Raw genomic sequence first — 22065 nt, 5'->3', positions numbered from 1 at the left:
GTAGCTAAAATTATCTCAGGCTTCGTTACGAAATTTGAAAATGGTCTCGCCATTCTCTGCATTTCGTGCCTTGCCTGCTCAATTTTAGCCAACAACGCAATTCAGTTATGAAATGTCAACAGACCCTAAATAGGAATTAGAACATGACGACTTCATCTCATATTGAAAATAAAGTTTTAGCTGAAAATGAAATCTTTGCTTTAATTGATATCAATAATTGCTATGTGAGTTGTGAGCGTGTTTTTAAGCCACATTTAAATGGTAAAGCCGTTGTCGTACTCAGTAATAATGATGGTTGTGTTGTATCGAGAAGTAATGAGGCTAAAGCCTTAAATATCAACATGGCTGTACCTTGGTATGAAATTGAAAAAGAAGCACTCAATGCGGGTATCGAAGTATTTTCAAGTAATTATGCTTTGTATGGCGATATGTCGCAGCGTTTTTTTAGCATATTGAGACGCTTTTTTAATGACGATGATTTAGAGCCTTATTCTATAGATGAATGTTTTATTCGCCTGACTTCTTATCAAAAAACGTGTGACCTAGAACAATATTGTCGAGAATTAATCGAAACCATTCAAAAATGGATTGGTTTACCCTGCTCAATCGGTATCGGATTTTCGAAAACTCAAGCCAAACTTGCCAATCATTTTGCTAAAAAAATTCAAACTTTTGCAGGTGTATGCAATCTCACAACGCTTGATCCCTGTGCATTTGAAAGTCTACTGATTGAAACACCAGTCAGTGAAGTTTGGGGAATTGGTCGTAAAATCAGCAAACAGTTAAAAGCCTATGCCATCGAAAGTTGCTATGACTTAACTTTTGCCAATGAGCACCACCTTTCACGGCAGTTTTCAGTGCTGATTGGACGTACTATCCGTGAGCTAAAAGGTCAATCCTGCATTGCTTTAGATGACCCTGATATTCCATCAAAACGCATCCTTTCTTCACGAAGTTTTGCTTCTGCACTCAGTGATAAAGACATCTTAAAACAGGCAATGATTTTCCACCTCAAACGTGCCCACACTCGCTTACGCGCCCAACAACAATTGTGTGCCTGCGTACATGTTTCACTCTATGAAAAAATAAAAACTGCGCCTTATAAAAAGAGTATTTCTTATGCGATTGGACTCGAATACGCAAGCGATGATCTGCTAAATTTAACTCAAGTTGCTATGCAGCAAATTGATGTTTTATTTAAAGAAAATATCCAATATGTGAAAATTTCTGTCATGTTTTCAGCTTTGCACCCTAAACAGCAACATATTGATGATTTGTGGCAGCCAATACAGAAAATTGAGCAACGCCATAAGCTTATGCAAACCCTGAGTCATGCAGAGAAAAAATTTGGTCTTGATTGCATACAAATTGGCTATCATTCCAGCCAAAATACTTGGCAAATGAAACAACAACATCGCTCTCCTCGCTATACAACTCGGTGGAGTGAGATGCTATGTATAGATGATTCTCATATGACTGTTACACAAAACAAATGACATCATTTGGTCAATTCGGTTTAGAATATTGGGATACCAAACAACAATAAAAAATGTCATATTTTAACATTGCCATTTACAAGCAAAATTAACAATATATAGCTCAGATTCGGTATACATGTTCTCAGCAAAATTAAACAAAATATAAAATAGTTGTAGAATAATGTGCCATAATGAGCAAACTTTGCAGCTATCTTGCAAAGATTTTTGCAACTTTTGAATTGGAGCAAACTCAATGAGTTCGACCATTTTGGTCATCCACGGACCAAACTTAAACTTGCTAGGAAAGCGTGAACCCGAGGTCTATGGTCACCTCACACTTGAAGATGTTAATCAAAATCTCCTTGCTCGAGCTCAACAGGCTTATATTCCTTTAGACACTTTCCAAAGTAATTGGGAAGGCGCAATCGTAGATCGAATCCATCAAGCTCAAGAAGATGGTGTGCAGTTTATTATTATCAATCCAGCTGCATTTACCCACACTTCTGTCGCAGTACGTGATGCTTTGCTTGGTGTAGCAATTCCATTTATCGAAGTACATTTATCCAATGTACATGCACGTGAAAGTTTTAGACATCATTCTTATTTATCGGATAAAGCCGTTGGCGTAATTTGTGGTCTAGGGTCAAAAGGATACCTATACGCACTCGATTATGCGATCGAACATATTCAAACTTCAACTCAATCATAATATTAGGACTAAAAACCCATGGATATTCGTAAAATCAAAAAGCTCATTGATTTGATGATCGAATCTGACTTGCAAGCAATTGAAGTCAAAGAAGGCGATCAATCGATAGCTTTAACACGTCGTAATCCTGTGGTTGCTGCAGGTGTAGTCGCTGCAGCTCCTGTTGCTGAAGCACCTGTTGTTAAATCTGCGCCACGTGGTGCTGTTGAAACATCACCAATGGTTGGTGTGTTCTACGCTGCGCCAAGCCCAGGCGAAGGTCCTTTTATCAATGTCGGTCAAACTGTTTCTGCTGGTGAAACACTTGGTATTATCGAAGCAATGAAAATCATGAACCCAATTGAAGCGACTCAAAGTGGTGTGATTGAAGAAATCCTAGTTAAAAATGGCGATGTAATCCAATTCGGTCAACCACTATTCCGCTATCGCGCGTAATATTTTGGGGGTTGATATGTTGCAAAAAGTTTTAATTGCAAACCGAGGTGAGATCGCACTGCGTATCACTCGTGCTTGCAAAACTTTGGGAATCAAAACTGTTGGTGTCTATTCTGATGCTGACAAAGATTTGATGCATCTTCGCTTTGTCGATGAAGCTGTATGTATTGGTCCGGGCGCAAGTAGCGAAAGTTATTTGAATATTCCTGCCATTATTACAGCGGCTGAGATCACTGGTGCTGATGCCATTCATCCAGGTTATGGTTTTTTATCTGAAAATGCTGAATTTGCAGAAATCGTAGAAAGCTCTGGTTTTATCTTTATTGGTCCACGTCCAGAACATATTCGCCTAATGGGGAATAAAGTTTCTGCGATTATGGCAATGCGTAAAGCTGGCGTTCCAACCGTACCCGGCTCTGCTCATGCTGTCACACCAAATAATGCCTTAGCTGAAGCGAAAGAAATTGGCTTCCCATTGATCGTTAAAGCCGCTTCTGGTGGTGGTGGTCGTGGTATGCGTATCGTTGAACGGGTCGACACACTTCTTGAATCAGTACAAGCTGCGCAACGTGATGCAGAAATGTGGTTCGGTGATGATACGGTATATATGGAGCGTTTCCTACAAAAGCCTCGCCATGTCGAAGTACAAGTATTGGCTGACGGAAATGGTCACGCAGTACATTTATTTGACCGTGACTGCTCTTTACAACGTCGCCATCAAAAAGTACTCGAAGAAGCACCTGCACCTAATTTACCAGAACAAGCACGTGCTGATATTTTAGAAGCGTGTGTGAATGCATGTAAACTCATGCAATACCGTGGTGCAGGTACATTTGAGTTCTTATTTGAAGATGGTGAATACTTCTTTATTGAAATGAATACACGTGTTCAAGTTGAGCATCCTGTTACTGAACAAGTGACTGGTATTGATATCATTGAACAACAACTTCGTATTGCTGCTGGTTTAGGTTTAGATCTGCAACAAGAAGATATTGTTGCACATGGACATGCGATTGAATGCCGTATTAATGCAGAAGATCCTTCAACATTCTTACCTTCACCGGGTAAAATTGAGAGTTTCTATGCGCCAGGCGGTGCAGGTATTCGTTTAGATTCACATATCTATCAAGGTTATAATATTCCACCTTATTATGACTCGATGATTGCGAAATTGATTTCTCACGGTAAAGATCGTGATACAGCGATTGCACGTATCAAACAAGCACTCGATGAAATGATTTTGACTGGGATTAAAACCAATATTCCACTGCATAAAGATTTGATTTTACAAGACAAAAACTTCTGCAAACATGCTATGGATATTCATTATCTTGAAAAACATTTGTTAAAACAAATTCAAGGTCATGAAAATGATGCTTAAGTAAAGCAGATACAAAAAAGCCTCTACATCTTGTAGAGGCTTTTTTATTTATACAGGATCAATGACGAACATATAAAATGTCAGTAAAATCAAAAAACTCACTGCTAAAAACAAATATACATTGATGGTATGGAATGATGCTAAAAACTTACGAAAATCCATTTCGTTCCCCTATGTGATTAAAATTCAATCATATTTATTTTTTATCAGATTAATATCACTGAAACAAGTGATATAGCAGTAAATGAGCAAGTTTAGATTGTTAATTTTTTTAAATTAAATTATGAAATACATAAAAAAGCCGATAATGAAAATATATAAATTTCAAATATCGGCTGTTTCAGAAGATTGATTTAAAATACTTAAACTTAAAATTAAACCAGATCAGGCAAAAAATACGTTAGGGTTGAACACGATGTAAGACGGCAAAGCATTTATCTACGCCATCTGTAGCACAGAAATTAATTGTATTTTGATCTTTCCAGCGCACAAAATACTGCGATACTTCACCAGATTGATCTTCTTGACGACCTGAACAATCCATCTCGTTATTTTCATATTTGATTTGCATCAATAATGCAGGAGACTTTTCTTTGGTTTCAGTCGAAGGTTGGTAATCATACAAGCCTGTAGACCACTCTTTTGCGCTATTTACAATTACTTCATTATTCCCACGAAAATTATAATATTCGGTACATTTTTTATTGGTCGGAATCTCCATTCCCCACAATCCCATTATCGCAGGTCGATTATCAATACGTATCGTAGTTGTTTGATTTTGAGCTAGCGCAGCCTGTTGTTGATCCTGAGCTGGGGTTTTTTCAGCGTGCGTAAATTGAGCACAAAGTAAGATTAAAAAAGTTGAAAGTGTGATTTTTTTCATACATATTTAACATCGTAAGTCCATTGCTATAACTTAGCATATTTCTCAGAAAAAACATGCTCAATTACCATATATGAACAATCATTTTATATAAATAAATTCTTGATTTTCTCAGCTTAGCGTCAGTTTTGATAAGAAATATTGTGATTGATTTAGAAAGTGTCAACACGCTATCAATTTGTCAAAATTATGCTTATTTTTACAAAGAAAAATCAAAATAATAGAAGAAATTTAAACAATAAATAAAAAGCCAGCATTTGCAGGCCAGCTTTTTATCAATCATTTCAAAATCACCGCATTATTTGAGTGGCGATACTGCTGTTGGCAAAGCAATCATCGACTGCATTTCATGTGTAAGCCATTGAGGTCCACCTTTAGGCGGCCAAATGCCATCTGCAACTGTTTTAGCACGAATTTCTGAGCGTTCATTTAATGAAGCATAAGGCCAAATGCTCACAATTCGAGGTTTACCATCGAGTGCATACATTGCAATGCTCAATTTTGAATATTGAGTACGTGTAGGCACTGCATTTTTCCAAGCTTCGAGTACATGCGGAACGCCACCATGTTTAAGCTCGTATGTACGAATTTCATAAACAGGACCAAATTCACCCAATTCTACTTCTGGAAGGAAGTCAAAACCGGCAAAATGTTCAACTGAATAATTAATAATATTTTCACTTGAATCAAACACATTTTCTTGTGCTGCTAAACGAGCATCATCAGCCACTTGATCAGCTTCATTGGCGAAGCTACGCAAGACAACGACTTGGTTCAATTGTCCAATATCTGAAAACCAAACGCCAAGCAATTTTGCCTTAGAATCACTTGCATCATGAAATGCTTTAATGCCATTTGCGACTACTGCTGCGGTGCCCATTTTAATGGTGATATTGATGAGTTCATAACGTTTCATGCTGTTTCTTGCTCCGTGTTTAGAGATTGCTGTTGTTGGTGAATAGGATCGGTATCAATCGTTTGTTTAGGTGAATTATCTTGTAGTTTTCCAGCTACAAATTGTGCGATTCGCCATGCAAATACCATCGCTGGTCCTAAGGTTGTTCCCGGTCCTGGATAGGTCCCTTTAAAAATTGAACTAAGGTCATTACCACAGGCAAATAACCCTTCAATAACTTGATTTTTTTCATTTAAAATTCGACCAAATGCATCACCTGCAAGTCCGCCACTGCTTGCGCAATCCATCGGAACTACAGGAAGTGCGTAATAAGGTCCCTGCTCTAATTTTCCTAGACATGGATTCGGTTTAACGTCTGGATCACCATTAAAACGGTTCATTACACCTGAACCCTTGCCAAAATCAGTATCTTCGCCTTGCTCAACCAAGCGATTGAAATGCTGTACTGTTTTGACGAGCTGCTGTGGGTCTATTGCTATTTTTTCTGCAAGTTGCTCTAAGCTATTGCCTGAAAACAAGTACTTTTCACTTAAGTAATAATCTAATTTTTTAGCGCCGGGTAAAACAAAACCGAGTCCATATTTTTCAATTGCGGTTTGATCACAAATCAAATATGACACGATTTTTTCTTTGCCTTGATTTGAGGCAATCTGTGCCATACAAAAGTCATGATAGGAGTCAGATTCATTTACAAAACGTTTAGCATCCGCATTGACTGCAATCACACCGGGCTTAGCACGATCCAAAATAATATGTGGCCAAATCGCTTTGTAACCATTTTTGTGTGTATGAATAGAACATGGGAAATAAAGTACACTGCTGTCCACAGACGGATCTATTTTTGCACCAATTTTTTCTGCAAAAGTTAGACCATCACCCGTGTTACTGGTCGGAGAAAGTGATTCATTATTCAAACCTTTAGGGAATAATTTTTCACGTAATTTTTGATTCCAACCAACACCACCTGTTGCCAGTACCACCCCTTTTCTGGCTTTAATCGTCAGCGTTTTTTGATCTTTTATGATCTTTGCACCGATCACTTTGCCATTTTCATAGAGGAGTTCTTGTAAAGGTGCATCAAGCCAGACAGGAACCTGTTGTTGTTTTAAGTTATAAAACAGGCTACCAACCAATGCATTTCCCATAACTAAGCGTGTACCACGCGGGTAACGCAAACGCGATAGAAAATAAGGCAGCACAACTTTCATCGTGGTCATAAAATTGTTGCCTGATGAAAATGGGTTCAATAAAGCATTCAATTCATTACGATTGACCATCATGCCACCTAAACCCATAAATTCTGGTCTTGGCGGACGGACATATTTAAAATCACTGCCGAGCAGCTTTCCATCAAATTCAGCAGGTGCTAAAGCACGCCCACCAAATGCTTCTCCGGGTTGATTTTTCACATAATCTGGATGCGCTAAACAAGCATTTAATTTAACCGAAGTATGCGCTTCCAGATCCCGAATCATTTTCGGGCTTGAGTCTAAAAATGCCTCGCGGAGCTGTTCACCACCACGATCAGCCACTACTGATTTTAGAAATATTCGCGCATTTTCAATATCATCAGGCACACCTGCTTTGACACTTAAATGTGAACCCGGTGCCCATACTGTTCCGCCAGAAGTCGCAGTTGTTCCACCCACTTGGCTGGCTTTTTCACAGAGCAAGACATCTAAACCATTGAGTTTGGCAAATAATGCAGCCGACATCCCTGCAGCGCCTGCGCCAATCACCAATAAATCGACTTGTTTTTCCATGTCATTTTCCTAAATTACTGATGCTGTTGTAGATGCAGACTTTGATTTTTGTACTAAATCTTGTGCTGCGAGATAGCCAAATGTCATTGCAGGTCCGAGCGTAATTCCGCCACTTGGATACTGACCGCCCATGATGCTATTCATGTCATTGCCGACAGCGTATAAGCCTTTGATTGGCAAATGTGTAGCTTGATCGAGAACGCGTGCATCATTGTCTGTAATCAGTCCAGCAAAAGTACCTAAACTTCCCGGTACAACTTTGACGGCATAAAATGGTCCGTGCTCAATCGCTGCGATACATGGATTAGGACGATGATCAGCATCCCCCTGCGCTTTTTGGTATGGCGTCGTGCCACGGTTAAATTCTGGATCTAGCCCTTGTTTTGCATGAATGTTGTAGCTAGATACGCTTTTTTCGAAAGCTTCAGCATCGATGCCACATTGTTTAGCAAGATCTTTTAAATGCTCTGCTCGTTTTAAATAACCATTTTCAAGCCAAGGTTTCATCGAAATTGGAAATGGTTTTACAGCCCCCAATCCATAGCGACGAATAAATTTGTGGTCACAGATCAACCAACAATGTGCCAATTCACCTTTACGAGTATTTTTCAATAAATCTTTGATAAATAATGGATATGACTCACCTTCATTGGTAAATCGTTGACCATTTTTAAGTACTGCGATGAGTCCCGGTTTGCCACGTTCAACCAAATGTGGAAAACGTCCTAGCGTGCCGTCTAGTCTTGGCATCAGTGAAACTGGTGCCCAAGCACCTGACCATGGCAAAGTTTGATCAACTTCTGCACCGATTTTTTCAGCGAGCTTGATGCCATCACCTGTATTGGTTTCAGGTGCTGCCGAATAATGTGGTGTACCTTCAGCGACATGTTTGAAAAGTTGTTTTTTGCGAGTTTCATCATGAGGAAATCCGCCAGTAGCGAGTACAACCCCATGCTTTGCCATGATTTTTACTTGACCATTTGGCGTTTGAAAAACTGCACCTTTAACCTCACCTTGCTCATAAATTAAATCTGTAGCTGCATGATTTGGTAAAAGTTTCACTTGCTGATCCAGTGCAGACTTTAACAATCTAGCCACTAAAGCATTGCCATTGACGATTTGAGTTGAGCGTTTATGGAAAATTAAATCCATAAAATGACGCAACACCCGTTTAGTCGCATAAGCAAATGACGATACAGCACGGAAAGTATTGATGAAATGCTTCATGTCTGGACCCGAAGCAATCCCCATTCCCCAAACCGTTGTTTCAGGAATCGCAGGCTTGAGCAAATGTAAATTTTGCCCAAGTTCACGACCATCAAATGGTGCTGCGACAACTGAACGCCACCCTACACGAGAACCTTCTATATCAAAAAAATCAGGAACCATTGCACCGGGATTGAACTTTACTGCAGTTGAATTTTCAAAAAAATCAACCATTTCAGGTGCTTTAGTTAAATATTGATGAATACGATCTTCATCATATTTTTCTAAAAGTACATTTTTTAGATAAGTTTTGACTTGGTCTATTGGTTCAGATTGCCCTGCTTTTTTAGCATGCGGTGTATTGGGAATCCAAAGCCAACCTCCAGAGACCGCCGTTGTACCACCAAAAACAGAAGCTTTTTCTGTGACAACGACATCTAGCCCTTGAACTGCCGCAGTCACTGCGGTAGAAAGCCCACCTGCACCAGATCCAATCACCAAAACATCACACGATAATGTTTGGTAAATCGGCTGTTCTACAGATGAAAAATCGTGTTGAGTGGAAGCATTCATCACATCACCCCACAACCATTTCATTTTGTGCAAGTGCAACCAATTTTTGCATTGCAACTAAATTAATTTTCGCTCTTTCTAGCGCTGGTAAAGCAGCCAATTCTAAATTAGGGACTTCAGCAGCGAGGGTAATATCTGCAGGTAATGCTTGAATAAGCCCGACCAAATCAATATCACCTTGACCCGGCACTAAACGATTTGAACGAGCAATTTTGATCAATCCTTCATCGCTTGGATCATACTCAGCCCAACCATCACAGAGCTGAACATAGTTCATACGTGACTTATCGATTTGCTTTACTTCTGCCAAAGTCGAATTTGAACGATCAAAATGCAATGCATCAATCAGCACAGCGGCATTATCTTGAGCTGAGGCAGTCACAATTTGATTTGCTTCAGCCAAGTTTTTAACAGCTGTCCATGGCATAAACTCTAGATCACAACTGAGCGCATAATTTTTACTCAATTCACAAAATGCACTAAAGTTATCAATTAAGCGTTGTTGTTCAATATCATTTCCAGCAATCAAAATATGTTTGGCACCAAGTGCTGCAGCAGTTTCTAGAAAACCCAAATATTGTTTTGCATCAAAATCTGCTGTAATTCGAACGATCTCAACATCTGCAACTTGCACGCCAGTATCTGTCAGTGCAGCTTTGGTTTCGGCAATGAGTTTTTGATCAGTTAAAATCGGGTATTCATTTTCATTTGGTGCGGCAGGCAAAAGGCGTAAACCAACTTTTGCATAACCACAATCTGCTGCGATTTTCACTGCTTCAACAGGTGAAACATCAGCAACCGTTAAAAATGAAAGTGAATACTGCCGAGGGCTTAAATCATGCGGCGTCATCATTTACCCCTCCAGATTTGTGATTATTTTCAAGTAAATAATCAATCATCAAATCACGTACTTTTTCAAACATATCTGTACCCTTAACAGTAGTACAGCCAAGTTCTAATGCCTGACAGACAAAAGGCGTATTTTCAGGACTGGTCACTACATCCGCAACTGACATCTCAGCCGTCAATTTATCCAATTGAAACGCTGCTGATGGATCACCATTCATTCCCATCGGTGTGGCATTAACCACAACATCAAAGCCTGACGGATCGTTGTCATGTGCAACGACTTTACCTTGACCCAGCGCATTTAAATGTTTAACCAACTGTTGTTGGCGTGCTGCATCTAGATCAAAAATAGCCAGCTCAGCCACACCAGAAATCAAAAGCTCATAAGCAATGGCTTTACCTGCACCACCAGCACCTGCCAAGATTGCACGTTTATTTTCTAGTTCGATATTTTTAGATTTAATCGCTTGAACCATTCCAGTGCCATCCAACATGTCACCTTCCCATCCTGATTCACAGCGACGGATGGTATTAACGGCACCAATAAATTTGGCACGATCTGTTACTTTGTCACAGCATGCAAGCGCAGTGATTTTGTGTGGAACAGTGACAATCAAACCATCGGTATTGATCATATTTTTCGTATTTTCAACAAAATCTGGAAAATGCTCAGGCGCTACATCCGCAGGTGAAACCAACGCATTTAAGCCTTTTTCAATCAGCTCTTGTGTGACTCCAGCAGGCGATTTAACTTGTTTAATCGGGTGTCCTACCACAAAGTAGAGACGAGTCGAGCCGTTCAATTGAATATCCATTATTCAATATCCTTTTAAAATAAGTGAGTTATAAAATATTAGACAGACGCATTATCCAGTTCACGTTGCTTTAAACGTTTCGGCGAATAAATAATTTTCATTAAAAGAAGTGCAATAATAATTCCTAACGTTGGCAAACTTAAAACCAAGAAGATTTTATTTGCAGCCCAACCTAAGCTTAGGAAATATGCACCTGCAAATGCACTTGCAACTGCACCTAATCGTCCAATTCCGTGCATCCAACTATTTCCTGTTGCACGCGCAAATACTGGATAAAATGCACTTGAAATACCATTGATCCCAGCGTTTGCTCCATTCATCCACATCCCGATAAAGAAACACATGGTGCTGTAAAGTACGAAGTTATGTCCGACATTTCCAACAAAAACCATAAATAAAATCGCGATGATATAAGCAATCACGAGACCGATATGCGGATTGATTTTGTCCATCAAATAGCCACAAGCCACACAACCGATTGGACCACCAAGTTGATAAATCGCTGTAATCAAAGCTGATTCACTGATGCTAAAACCAAATTCATTGGACATCATCGGCAACCAACTACCGAGTAAATACACAACAAATAGACCCGAAGCATAACTCCACCACAAAAAGAAACTACCCAGTAAATAAAATGGACTCACCACAGTTTTTACAGGATTATCCACGGTATTTGTTTTCGGTTGAGGCAAAACAAAAACAGTGTTACGGGTATCAAAATCAGGCGCCATTTTATGAATAATGGCATCAATTTCAGGTTTAGGATGTTGTTTTAACACCTTATAACCAATCGATTCTGGTAGTTTTAGAAAAACAATTACAGCTAAAATTAAAGGTAAAATTCCACCAATAATCATCATTGCATGCCAATTAAAATGCGGGATCACCCATGCTGCAATAAAACCACCAAGCGCTGCACCGATGGTAAAACCACTTAAAATAATCGTCACCATACGACCATTAATACGCATCGGAGAATAATCTGTCACAACTGTGACCGCTTGAGGCATCACCCCACCCATAAATAGCCCTGCGATCAGACGAAAAATCATCAATTCAGTCACATTGCTAGATACAGCGGCGAGTAACGTAAAAAGACCGAAACCAATCAAATTGGTGACGAGTAACTTTTTACGACCAAATTTATCGGCCAAAGGTCCTGAAATCACCGCACCCAAAGCCAAACCAACCAACGCAGCACTCATTACAGGTGCTAAATCTGTGGTAGAAATCCCCCATTGATGTTTAATCACAGGCGCAACAAAACCCATGATGGCAATATCCATACCATCAACAACCACGATCATTAAACAAAGAAAAATAATCATTTTCTGCAGAGGAGAAACACGATTTGAATCAATAAACTCTCTAAGATCAACCTGTTGAGTCATACACTTGCTCCATTAGCGTTTACTAAAAGCGATGCCATATCCATGCACGCTGGTTTTGTACCAATTCAGGTTAAAATCTCAATATCTGAATTTTTACTCAAAACAAAGAAAACTTTCAGTGGACTTAGACTGCTAAATAATCATTTTGCTTAAACTTTTTAAGCTAAAAATAGCGAATCTTCAGTCAAATTGATTTATCCAGAAAATATTTAGGATAGAATCTGGAATGAACTATAATGGTTTTTTTAAATTTTTGGAACACTGTTCCAGAAAATATTTTGGAATTTTTTATGCTCAGTAATAATGACCGCTCTCTGGCCGTACTAGAAGCGCTACTAAAAGATGTAAATGGATGTGCATTAAGCCAGTTATCTGTGGATTTAGATATTCCCAAATCAGCCATGCACCGTTTGCTTAGCTCATTGAAAGATATGGGATATATCTATCAAGATGAATTAACTCAACACTATAAACTGACTTTAAAAATTGCATCTATGGGGTTGGCATATCTTTCCTCACGTTCAATCACAGAAACATTTCAACCTTTGCTCAATCAATTGGCTGAACAATCACATGAATTAGTTCGCTTAGGAATGATTGAAAATGAAAACATCATTTGGATTGCAAAAGCACAAGGGGCAAAATCAGGCTTAAAATATGATCCTGACTCAGGCGGTATCGCTTATTTGCCTGCATCATCTTGTGGTCTAACCTATTTATCTGCACTCAATGAGACTGATTTTTCACGTATTGTTGAACGTGAAGGCTTCGAAAAAGCACAAAGTTTTGGACCGAACTCACCTAAAAACCTAGCTGAATTGAAAGCAATGGTTCAAGATGCTAAAACTCGTGGATATGGTTTAATTTCAGATACTTATGAATTAGGCATGACTGCTATGGCAAAAATTATTGTCAATCCACATACAGGAAAACCATTTGGTACAGTCAGTATCGCTGGACCCTCTGTGCGCTTAAATGAACAACGTGTTGAACAATTAGCGCCTGCACTCGTTGCAACTGCTGAAAAAATTGGTGAAATTATCCATTTAGCGCATCGTTGAATTGTATATAAAGTACGGTATCTAGCTATTTCGCTAGAGCCGTCTTTTTAACTCTATCCAATTTTTTAATCCTAGCTTCAAACGCAAATATAAAATAAACATAAAAAATCACGTTATATCAAAGCATCACAGGGTTTATAAGCATAAGAATAATCATGTGAATCTACAGCAAAATAAAAAGCATCATTTTTATCCAAATCCTGCCCAATATCCAAATAATGCAATTATTTAAAGGTTGCCTCAAATTCAACGATTTTTAAATTTTTCATTAAACATTTGTTATTTATATATTTTTATTCAATGTATTTTTTAACGATCACAATTAAAATAAAATATTGAATAAAAACAATATCTTAATCTTCCTTGATTGTTTTTAAGAATGCGCTCAATCCCTATTGATTTAATCAGAATTTAAATCTAGGCTAAAAATGTCCCAAGGAATGTAAATGTAGATATATCCAACCAATTTGCCAGATCACAATACATTGGGAATACATAACAATAACCCATTCATTTGTTTAAGGAATAGACAATGAGAGCGGATAAAGCGTTAGAAAATTTAAGCCACTATTTGATGGCTCACGACCTGTTCAATGAACAATCATTGGTCTTTCGTAATCAAGATCTCAATGAAACTCAGTCATGTGTAGCCGATATTTTCAAGCCGCATGACCTCAAAGCATGTAATGCAAAAATTCAATCCACTTCATCCATGTATCACATGAATTGTGGCAATCTTTCTATCAGCCGACTTGAATATGGCATGGATGTAGTCATTGAGCCTGACTGTTTAGAAAAATTTTATCTGATTCAAATACCGATCGTAGGACATGCCCAAATTGAGTTTCAAAATGAAAAATTTGTGTCTTATTCACAACTGGGTTCAATCATTTCGCCTGATTTACCCATTCGTATGACATGGGCTGCATGTTCACCACAAATTACTTTGAAAATTCCAAAACAAAACTTTTTACAGCATTGCCGCCAACATCTACCAGAGTCACAGCAAAATGCTTTAATTTTCGATCCAAAATTAGATTTAAATTCGACCAATAGCTTGTATTTTTTTCAGCTCTATCAAAATTTACTTGATTCTACGATTTATGAAAATCACCCACTCAATCATCCGCTTGTCTCAAAAGAGTTTGAGTCAAATTTATATAATGCTTTGATTTATGGGCAACAACACAATTTATCTAGCCAATTTTTAAGAGCAGATAAAAATATTATTTCACCTTATTTTGTAAAAAACACACAAGAATTTATTGAAGCTCATATACATGAAGCCCTCTCTATAGAGCTATTGGCAGAGCATGCTGGAGTCAGTGTTCGTACTTTATTTTTAGGTTTTAAAAAGTTTTTGGGTACGACACCGATGGCCTATTTAAAAGAACAAAGATTCCAAAATGCACATCTTGACCTGATTCGTAGCGAACATTTATCCATCACAGAAATTGCTTTTAAATGGGGATTTACCCATTTGGGACGTTTTTCTCAAGAATACAAACAGCGTTTTGGGCATTTACCATCGAGTATCAAACGTAAAATTTAGTTGGAATTTTTGATTCAACGAAGACATATCCACTAGAGTTCTTGCATAAGTCATTTATTGCTCAAATTTACACTCTAATCATTTTGCTTCAAATCGTAATAAAATCTGCAATTAAGGCAGGATGCCACCCGTCGAACAAGGGAGTTCCGAATTTTTTAAAGCAGTGCTTTAAAAATTGCTCAGGATGTATGCCCATTTGTTCGGCAATGGTTTCTTGCGAAATATATTTCTCATTTGTCCGAAAACAAAGTAAGAAAGATTGTCTACGCAAAGTAAATTAAATCACTCACGGCAAATGCGACCGTATAATACTTTTCACCCAAATACCAAAGAATTTAAAACTTAGTAAGCGTTCTAATTTATGCCAGTTATATATCATATCACTGGCATATTGCACTTATTTAAAACGATGCACTTAATGAAAATGATGCACATATCTAAACTGTATACGAGAACCTTGAGGACGATTTTCAGCATCCTGTTCAAAATAGGCATTTGTAAAAATATGATCTTCTTTTGAAAAACTATACATCATCCCAGGACCTATCGCCCAAACTTGTTCGCGGCGCCCATTGACATCATGTCCATCGACTTGAGTATCCGTAATTTGCTTGAGCCAATAGCCATTTATGCCTAGACGTAACTGTGGTGTAAATGCATATTCAGTCGCAAAATTGGCATGTATGGCTTGACCTGCCTTAATGTTTGACACCTCCCCAAAACTATACGTCGGCTTATCATTTTTAAAATTATATAGATAATGAATCCGTGTTGATGCTGTCCATTTTGGATTAAACCAATAGGTTGCAGCCCAATATGGATCAAGTGAAAAAGCATTATTACTTGGGTTGATATCTTTCTTTCGATCATAATCACCCGTTGGAATATTGACTTGAAATTCAATACGATGGATAAATTTCGGTCCATTTTCACCCATAATAGGATCAAACTGGATAAAAGGTCCGACGAGCAAATCACCCAATCCATTTTGTGCTTTTATCGCTTGATTGTTCAAGCCATCATCTACATCAATATCTGCCAACCAAGGTAAGATAAAGTTCATACCCAATGCAGCTTTACCTACTTTTACCTCAGATAAATAGCTTAATTGCGCAAGCATAACTTGATAATCAACTTCTGATTTTGGTAATGGGATTTTATCGCCATTTTGATCCATCATCTTGTTTGCACTATAGTTTTGCAAATAGATTGAACCATACCAACCCGGTCCTGCTGGCAGTCCACCATCAAGGAAACTGGTTAAGCCCAAATTTACAGTTGGCAAATCGTTTCCATTTGCATGGAAAGCAGCTATCGAAAAGATAGCTACTGTCATTATTTTTTTCATTCTAAATTCCTTTTTATAAAGTTTTTATATGACATCCATGATCATCTGTTTGTGGCTAAACCATTAACCACTTGTCAATTGATAGGAAGGATGTCCTGATGCAACATGATATTTTCCAGCATGAAATAACAGTGGCGCACCTTCTTGAAATTGGTAATGCTCTATTTGTCCAATAAAAATCAGATGATCCCCACCCTCATATTGGTTGACATTTCTACAGACCAAGGTCGCCAAAACATGATCAATAATTGGTAAACCTCGCTCACACACTTTATGTGAAACTTGCGCAAATTTGTCGTCTGATGCTTTAGCAAAATTACCTGAAATGTCATGTTGATTTTGATTGAGCACATGGATCGCAAAATATTCGGCATCCATAAAATCAGGCATACTTGGTGCGGTTTTAGACAAACTCCACAAAATCAAAGGTGGATCTAAAGATACCGATGAAAATGAGTTTGCCGTCATACCAATATTTCGTCCGTCCTTACCTTTAGTGGTAATCACGGTGACACCTGTTGCAAACTGACCGAGTAAGTTACGGATTTCTCTTGGATTTGAGGACTCAATTGCTGAGAGTCCTAGAGATTCATTAGGATGATTCATCGCGTTCTCCTCAGGCAACTTGGTTGAATATTTGTTTGCTTACGATAAACTCTTGGCAAGCCTTCTCATCAAACCACCATGGTTTAAATCCACGCGGATCATCAAAGTTGTTGACGATTTTTGAAGCAATTTGCTGATTTCCTGCGGCAGCTCCAATCGCTTCTAACATTTGTGGTTCAGGTGGGCGAAGCATGCTATTGGTCCATTCCACAACCGCACCTGCATAAGACCAATATTTTTCAAAAGTATCGTTCATCCATTGCTCATCAAAGGCTTGATTTCCACGGCTGAGTATCGCTTCAAAATAGACTTTGCTACATTTCGCTGCATTGTTTGAGCCTTGTCCTGTAATAGGATCGTTCACCACAAGCGCATCCGCCATACCAAAAACTTTTTTACCATTGGCAAGTGTCAGTACTGGTTTACGTACTGTTGGGGTAAATCGTCCAGCTAAACAACCACCGTCATCTGTCAATTCCACATTTCGGCAACGATCAGCTTCCCAAGGAACAAATGTTTCTAAGATTTCCAAGCTTTTAGCCAAATGTTGCTCAGGTGTTTTAACATCCTGCCAACAATCCATTGGTCCATTTGGAATACCTTCAAACACCATGATTTCACATGGACCATTGACGGTTAGCGCAGGGAAACAAAAGTATTCGCCCACACCTGGGATGATATTGAATGCCACACGTGAATAAGGTGACATCGCTGTCATGCCTTTGACATAAGTCAGTGCCAAAGCACGTTGTGGGCTCGTAAATGGACTACGCGATTCATCACGTGAAAATTGATTGACTATTTCGCCTTTTCCAGCCGCCAGTAACACCATTTCATATTGTTCTGAAAGTTGCTCTAACTCAGCCAATCCAACATCTTGAATCACCAATTTTCCGCCACGGCGTTCAAACTCTTGCATCCAAACTGGCATTTTGACGCGTTGATCGACCGATTGTGCATAGCGATGTAAACGAGCACTCCAACTGAGTACTTTACTTTTTTGTTCTGGATTTGCGATCGTGACACTAATGCCTTCAACTGCAGGACATTGTTCTTCCCAATAATCCAAAGCGAGATCACGTTCTGTTTGCAATGCATTATGGAACATACATTGGCTAGACATCACTTTGCCATTTTGAACTTGTTCGGCTGTGCGATTGGTATACATAGAGACTTGGTAGCCTTTTTCTAAAAGACCTAAACCAAGTTGTAAGCCTGCTTGACCTGCACCGACGATTGCTATTTTACGCATGAGCGTTCTCCCTAAATTTATTATTTAGTCCGTTATTTTGAAAATTTATTTACATTCAACTTAAAATTTATATTTAAAAATCATGTGATATTTAAATAAGTTAACCTGCTAAACGTGGAATGGCGGGTTTATTTTGCTCAGGTCCCATCACCGCATATCCACCATCTACGGCATAATCTGCACCAGTCACAAAACTTGCTGCATCTGAGCATAAAAATGTCACGACATTGGCTACTTCTTCTGGATTGCCCAATCGACCCAATAAATGATAATCCGCAGCGACTTGATCTGCTTTTTGGCGATTGCCGCCACTCACTTCATTGATCACTCTAGACCATGTCCAACCCGGTGAAACTGAGTTCACTCGGATGCCATCAGGAGCAAAATCCATTGCCATACTTTGTGTGAGTGCTTTCATTGCAGACTTCGATACTGGATATAACCAACGTCCTGTTTGTGCGCATTCGGCAGAAATCGAGGTAAAGTTGACGATACAGCCTTTGTTTTTAACCAAATCTGGATAAACAACACGTGTCAGTTCCACCGCTGAAACCAAATTTATATCCAAAGCGCTTAACCAATCTTGACGTTTAGAAGCAAATCCATCATCTAAATAACTACAAGCCAAGTTAACCAAGATATGGATCGAGCCAAAAAGTTGCTGTGCCTGTGTTATTGCATGTTTAATTTGCTGATCTTGGGTGAGATCCGTGGTGATAAACTTAACTTGATCAGGATATTCCTCTTCGATCGATTGACCTGCTTCATCTACATCCAAAACCACAACTTTTGCACCCGCTGAAACCAAGGCATTGACTACAGCACGTCCAATCAAAGTCGCACCGCCACTGACCACAGCAACTTTAGAAATCAAATCAATATGCATCATCTTCTCCTTAAGCGACTGATTTATCTTGGCTTGATGACCAAGATGGCATCAAGGTATTGGACGGACGTGATTCATCTAACAATTTTTCTGCTGTTTCAACACCTGCTACAGGTAAACCTTGCGGATTTAATAGACCGATCTGTACCAACACACTCGCTTGATCCCAATAAATATGCTCATGATAGAGTTTTGGACCTCGAAACTTCACTACACCTAACATTGGGATTTGAACTTTCTTACCTGTTGGGGCAACACCCGGAATCAACCAATCTATTTCAGTATCATGGGTAAAACTCATAATGAACTCATCCACGACTTGGGTTGCTCCCACAGTCCTCGAAATGGGAATGAGGCTCATGTCTTGCGGATTGCCATGCACAAAGTGATATTGATAAAAACGTGAAAGTTGCTTATAACCAACACCACCTGTCATGGTCGGGATATGATTGACATAGGGCTCTTTTACCATCGTTGCCATCGTGTCAGGAACATTGCGAGTTTCAAATTCATATTTGATATGTTCTTCCCAAAGTTCAGCTAGATCATAATCAGGACCGATTTTTTTACGTAATGCAGCAATGGTACGTTCGTGGGCAATCAAAGCAGATTGTTTATGGAAATGTGCGCCTTGTGGACGTGCAAAAGCATGATCTACATTTGGATAAATATAAACTTCAGAAGCTTTGATATTTCTTAGTTTCGCCGTAATGTCATTACGTGCTTGTTCTGGACAAAACTGGTCTAATTCTGCGATATGTAAAACCAATTTTGCTTTGATATTTTTCGCTTCATCCAGTTTCTTTTCGATCCCTACGCCATAGTAAGCAACAGCACAATCTAGATTTGGGATACGACATGCCGCAAGATAAGCTAACTTCCCACCTAGACAATAACCGACTACAGCCTGACCAGCTTCTTGATCAATGACATCTAAAGTTTGTAAAAAATCTAAGCTAGACTGGATATCTTGCACCCCAAGATCTTCATCAAATTTTTGGTATAATTGGAACGCTTTTTCAAAGTCTTCTGCGCTGTATCCGAGCTCAGTATTTGGTGCAATACGCCAGTATAAATCAGGTACTAAAACGCTATATCCTTCTTCTGCAAGCAAATCTGCTTTTTCACGCATGGCTTGATTGACACCGAAAATTTCTTGGCACAACACGATGCCCGGACCTTTTCCATCAATTGAAGTTGCTAAATAAGCCCCAAATGAATGACCTTCTTGGTTTTGAACTTGTATATATTTTCCTGACATTCGTTTAACTCCATCCATGTAATGTATTTATCATGGAGTTAAAATCATTCTATCTCTGTCCAAATGTTGCAGTGACTATCCAGTTACTGCGAATATCATTTTTATTTCTAATTTTAATACGCTATAAAAAAATAAATGAAATGACTCACGGCAAATCTGACCGTAGATACTTTTCATCCAAATATCTGATTAATTACAATAAAAATATCACTATAAACAATATGCTATAAAATTTTCACAAGATTAAACGACTGTCCCCACTTTAATCACAAATAAAATTAAAATGGGGAACAAGCAATTTAGCGATTAAACTAGCTTAAAAAATAAAACGCGTAGTCAAGCCCAATACCCATGCATCATCAATTTGTTTTACCCCACCCGGCTGATGCATAAACTGGATATTTGGGCGAATCATCACACTTGGCGACCAATTGAAAGTGTAGTTTAGTTCGACATTCAACTCATCATGTTGAACAGGTATATATTGCTTCAGATGATAATCAGAAGCATCCAAGCCATTTAAATCATTCGTATAGCTTTGGCGATCTCGAACACGCTTATTGACATCAAAATGAGCCAAACCTAAACCAATCGAATCATTTGGACGTGCATCAAAAGCCCCTTTATACCAAATTGCCAATTGTTGACTACTGATCACTGTAGAGGTTGCTTTGTCATTGAATGTGAAGTTCGCAGATCCAAATAAACCACGTTTTGTATTATTGTCATGCGCTGTGAGTTGTTGCTGAGCATTGAGCCAAATACTGTGTTTACCATCATGGACTTTTTTGTCTTGTCCTGTGACCCAGATTCCACCATCAACATTTGATTTAACGTCATTGGATTGTTTGGTTGAATAAAATGCACCGACTTTATATTCACCAGCAAGTCCATTTAGCTTTGGCGTCCATGAAAGCTCAACGGGAATCATTGCACCTTTGGTTTTATCCATGTCCATATTAAATCCACGTTTTTCAAGCAGATTTTCATTATTTAGTTCATAGATCCCAACTGCAAATGCCCATTCTGGTGCAAATTTATATTTGGCATTGAGTCCCCATGATGCAACAGGCCAGTTATACCAAACATCACCGACTGTTTTGCCGAGCTGTGAACCACAAAGCATTAGGTTTTGAAATTCGCAATGTGAGGCATTAAAATCCTCACTCAAGCCCATTTTACCGATTTTCACTTGTAAGCTTTTATCAAATAATTCTTTTTTTAACCAAAATTGAGATAAACGCCAAGACTGTCCACGACCATAAATTTCTTGTACGCTACTAAATGCGCCTGTACGAGGGTCAGCAATTCTTTCGTTGGTTAATGGTTGCCCATCACGTTTAGTGATCGTAATCGCTGCTGTCGTATCTTTCCAACCTGCAATTTTGTTGAGATCTAACTGCGTACCCAAAGTAAGCTGGCTAGCATTGGTATTGATACTGTTATCGTTATAGCCACCATCAACATTTTGAGCAGTTTCATTGATAAATGCGAGGTTAAATTTATAACCTTTATCTTCTAATTTCGTACGCTCTCCTGCCCAATCTCCCAATAAATATTGACGATCTTGCGACCAAAAATCATTCGCCAATGCACTTTGAGCCAGAACAATTGACGTTGCCAATAATGTCAGTTGATTTAAAATTTGCTTTTTCATGTGCTTATCCTTAGCAACAAAATAATATTCAAAGTAGGAA

The 22065-nt window shown here is 38.7% G+C and carries 19 protein-coding genes; 6 read left to right on the top strand and 13 right to left on the bottom strand.

Annotation, left to right across the window (positions count from 1 at the left end; genetic code table 11):
* Positions 1 to 143: 143 nt before the first annotated feature.
* From F960_RS11720 to accC, 4 genes are all read left to right on the top strand, one after another.
* The gene (locus F960_RS11720; RefSeq protein WP_004865344.1) at positions 144 to 1496 is read left to right on the top strand and encodes a Y-family DNA polymerase; all 1353 of its coding nucleotides are present in this window, start codon (positions 144 to 146) and stop codon (positions 1494 to 1496) included.
* 235 nt (positions 1497 to 1731) lie between these two features.
* Positions 1732 to 2187 (top strand): type II 3-dehydroquinate dehydratase, encoded by a 456-nt coding sequence (gene aroQ, locus F960_RS11710; protein ID WP_004865341.1) that lies wholly within the window; start codon positions 1732 to 1734, stop codon positions 2185 to 2187.
* A gap of 18 nt (positions 2188 to 2205) precedes the next feature.
* Positions 2206 to 2622: an acetyl-CoA carboxylase biotin carboxyl carrier protein gene (gene accB / locus F960_RS11705; RefSeq protein WP_004865337.1), complete on the top strand. Its 417-nt coding sequence runs from the start codon at positions 2206 to 2208 to the stop codon at positions 2620 to 2622.
* Positions 2623 to 2638: 16 nt separating this feature from the next.
* Positions 2639 to 4003, top strand: coding sequence for an acetyl-CoA carboxylase biotin carboxylase subunit (accC, locus tag F960_RS11700; RefSeq protein WP_004865335.1), 1365 nt, complete (start codon positions 2639 to 2641; stop codon positions 4001 to 4003).
* 400 nt (positions 4004 to 4403) lie between these two features.
* Here accC and F960_RS11695 read toward each other — a convergent pair whose 3' ends face one another.
* From F960_RS11695 to F960_RS11665, 7 genes are all read right to left on the bottom strand, one after another.
* Complete coding sequence (locus F960_RS11695; protein ID WP_004865329.1) at positions 4404 to 4886, bottom strand: hypothetical protein; 483 nt, start codon at positions 4884 to 4886, stop codon at positions 4404 to 4406.
* A gap of 298 nt (positions 4887 to 5184) precedes the next feature.
* A complete protein-coding gene (locus tag F960_RS11690; RefSeq protein WP_004865327.1) occupies positions 5185 to 5802 on the bottom strand; it encodes an NIPSNAP family protein in 618 nt (205 codons plus the stop codon).
* Positions 5799 to 7565: an FAD-dependent oxidoreductase gene (locus F960_RS11685; protein WP_004865325.1), complete on the bottom strand. Its 1767-nt coding sequence runs from the start codon at positions 7563 to 7565 to the stop codon at positions 5799 to 5801. The genes F960_RS11690 and F960_RS11685 overlap by 4 nt, the downstream gene beginning before the upstream one ends.
* Before the next feature lie 9 nt (positions 7566 to 7574).
* A complete protein-coding gene (locus tag F960_RS11680; RefSeq protein ID WP_035374395.1) occupies positions 7575 to 9344 on the bottom strand; it encodes an FAD-dependent oxidoreductase in 1770 nt (589 codons plus the stop codon).
* Between the two features lie 4 nt (positions 9345 to 9348).
* Positions 9349 to 10197 carry a sugar phosphate isomerase/epimerase family protein gene (locus F960_RS11675; protein WP_004865321.1) on the bottom strand — a complete coding sequence of 283 codons (849 nt, stop codon included), beginning with the start codon at positions 10195 to 10197 and terminating at the stop codon, positions 9349 to 9351.
* Positions 10181 to 11008, bottom strand: coding sequence for a shikimate dehydrogenase family protein (locus F960_RS11670; RefSeq protein WP_004865318.1), 828 nt, complete (start codon positions 11006 to 11008; stop codon positions 10181 to 10183). Before F960_RS11670 ends, F960_RS11675 begins: the two co-directional genes overlap by 17 nt.
* A gap of 38 nt (positions 11009 to 11046) precedes the next feature.
* Positions 11047 to 12402: an MFS transporter gene (locus tag F960_RS11665; protein ID WP_004865316.1), complete on the bottom strand. Its 1356-nt coding sequence runs from the start codon at positions 12400 to 12402 to the stop codon at positions 11047 to 11049.
* A gap of 290 nt (positions 12403 to 12692) precedes the next feature.
* On the opposite strand from F960_RS11665, the gene F960_RS11660 reads away from it, so the two are divergent.
* Both F960_RS11660 and F960_RS11655 read left to right on the top strand, forming a co-directional pair.
* Positions 12693 to 13463 (top strand): IclR family transcriptional regulator, encoded by a 771-nt coding sequence (locus F960_RS11660; protein ID WP_020846475.1) that lies wholly within the window; start codon positions 12693 to 12695, stop codon positions 13461 to 13463.
* A 532-nt stretch (positions 13464 to 13995) separates the two neighbouring features.
* The gene (locus tag F960_RS11655) at positions 13996 to 15015 is read left to right on the top strand and encodes an AraC family transcriptional regulator (protein ID WP_004865310.1); all 1020 of its coding nucleotides are present in this window, start codon (positions 13996 to 13998) and stop codon (positions 15013 to 15015) included.
* A gap of 415 nt (positions 15016 to 15430) precedes the next feature.
* Here F960_RS11655 and F960_RS11650 read toward each other — a convergent pair whose 3' ends face one another.
* The 6 genes from F960_RS11650 to F960_RS11625 form a co-directional block, all read right to left on the bottom strand.
* Positions 15431 to 16363 carry a SphA family protein gene (locus F960_RS11650; protein WP_004865308.1) on the bottom strand — a complete coding sequence of 311 codons (933 nt, stop codon included), beginning with the start codon at positions 16361 to 16363 and terminating at the stop codon, positions 15431 to 15433.
* Between the two features lie 63 nt (positions 16364 to 16426).
* Entirely contained in the window at positions 16427 to 16969 is a 543-nt protein-coding gene (locus F960_RS11645) for a flavin reductase family protein (RefSeq protein WP_004865305.1), read from the bottom strand.
* 10 nt (positions 16970 to 16979) lie between these two features.
* Entirely contained in the window at positions 16980 to 18221 is a 1242-nt protein-coding gene (locus F960_RS11640; protein ID WP_004865302.1) for a styrene monooxygenase/indole monooxygenase family protein, read from the bottom strand.
* Between the two features lie 100 nt (positions 18222 to 18321).
* Positions 18322 to 19107 (bottom strand): SDR family oxidoreductase, encoded by a 786-nt coding sequence (locus F960_RS11635; protein ID WP_004865301.1) that lies wholly within the window; start codon positions 19105 to 19107, stop codon positions 18322 to 18324.
* Positions 19108 to 19117: 10 nt separating this feature from the next.
* Positions 19118 to 20368 carry a dienelactone hydrolase family protein gene (locus tag F960_RS11630; protein WP_004865298.1) on the bottom strand — a complete coding sequence of 417 codons (1251 nt, stop codon included), beginning with the start codon at positions 20366 to 20368 and terminating at the stop codon, positions 19118 to 19120.
* 316 nt (positions 20369 to 20684) lie between these two features.
* On the bottom strand, positions 20685 to 22025 hold the full coding sequence (locus tag F960_RS11625) for a carbohydrate porin (RefSeq protein WP_004865296.1): 1341 nt from the start codon (positions 22023 to 22025) through the stop codon (positions 20685 to 20687).
* Positions 22026 to 22065: the final 40 nt, after the last annotated feature.

It is taken from the genome of Acinetobacter gerneri DSM 14967 = CIP 107464 = MTCC 9824, assembly GCF_000368565.1.
Lineage (GTDB): Bacteria > Pseudomonadota > Gammaproteobacteria > Pseudomonadales > Moraxellaceae > Acinetobacter > Acinetobacter gerneri.
This window is presented reverse-complemented; position numbering and strand designations above follow the sequence as displayed.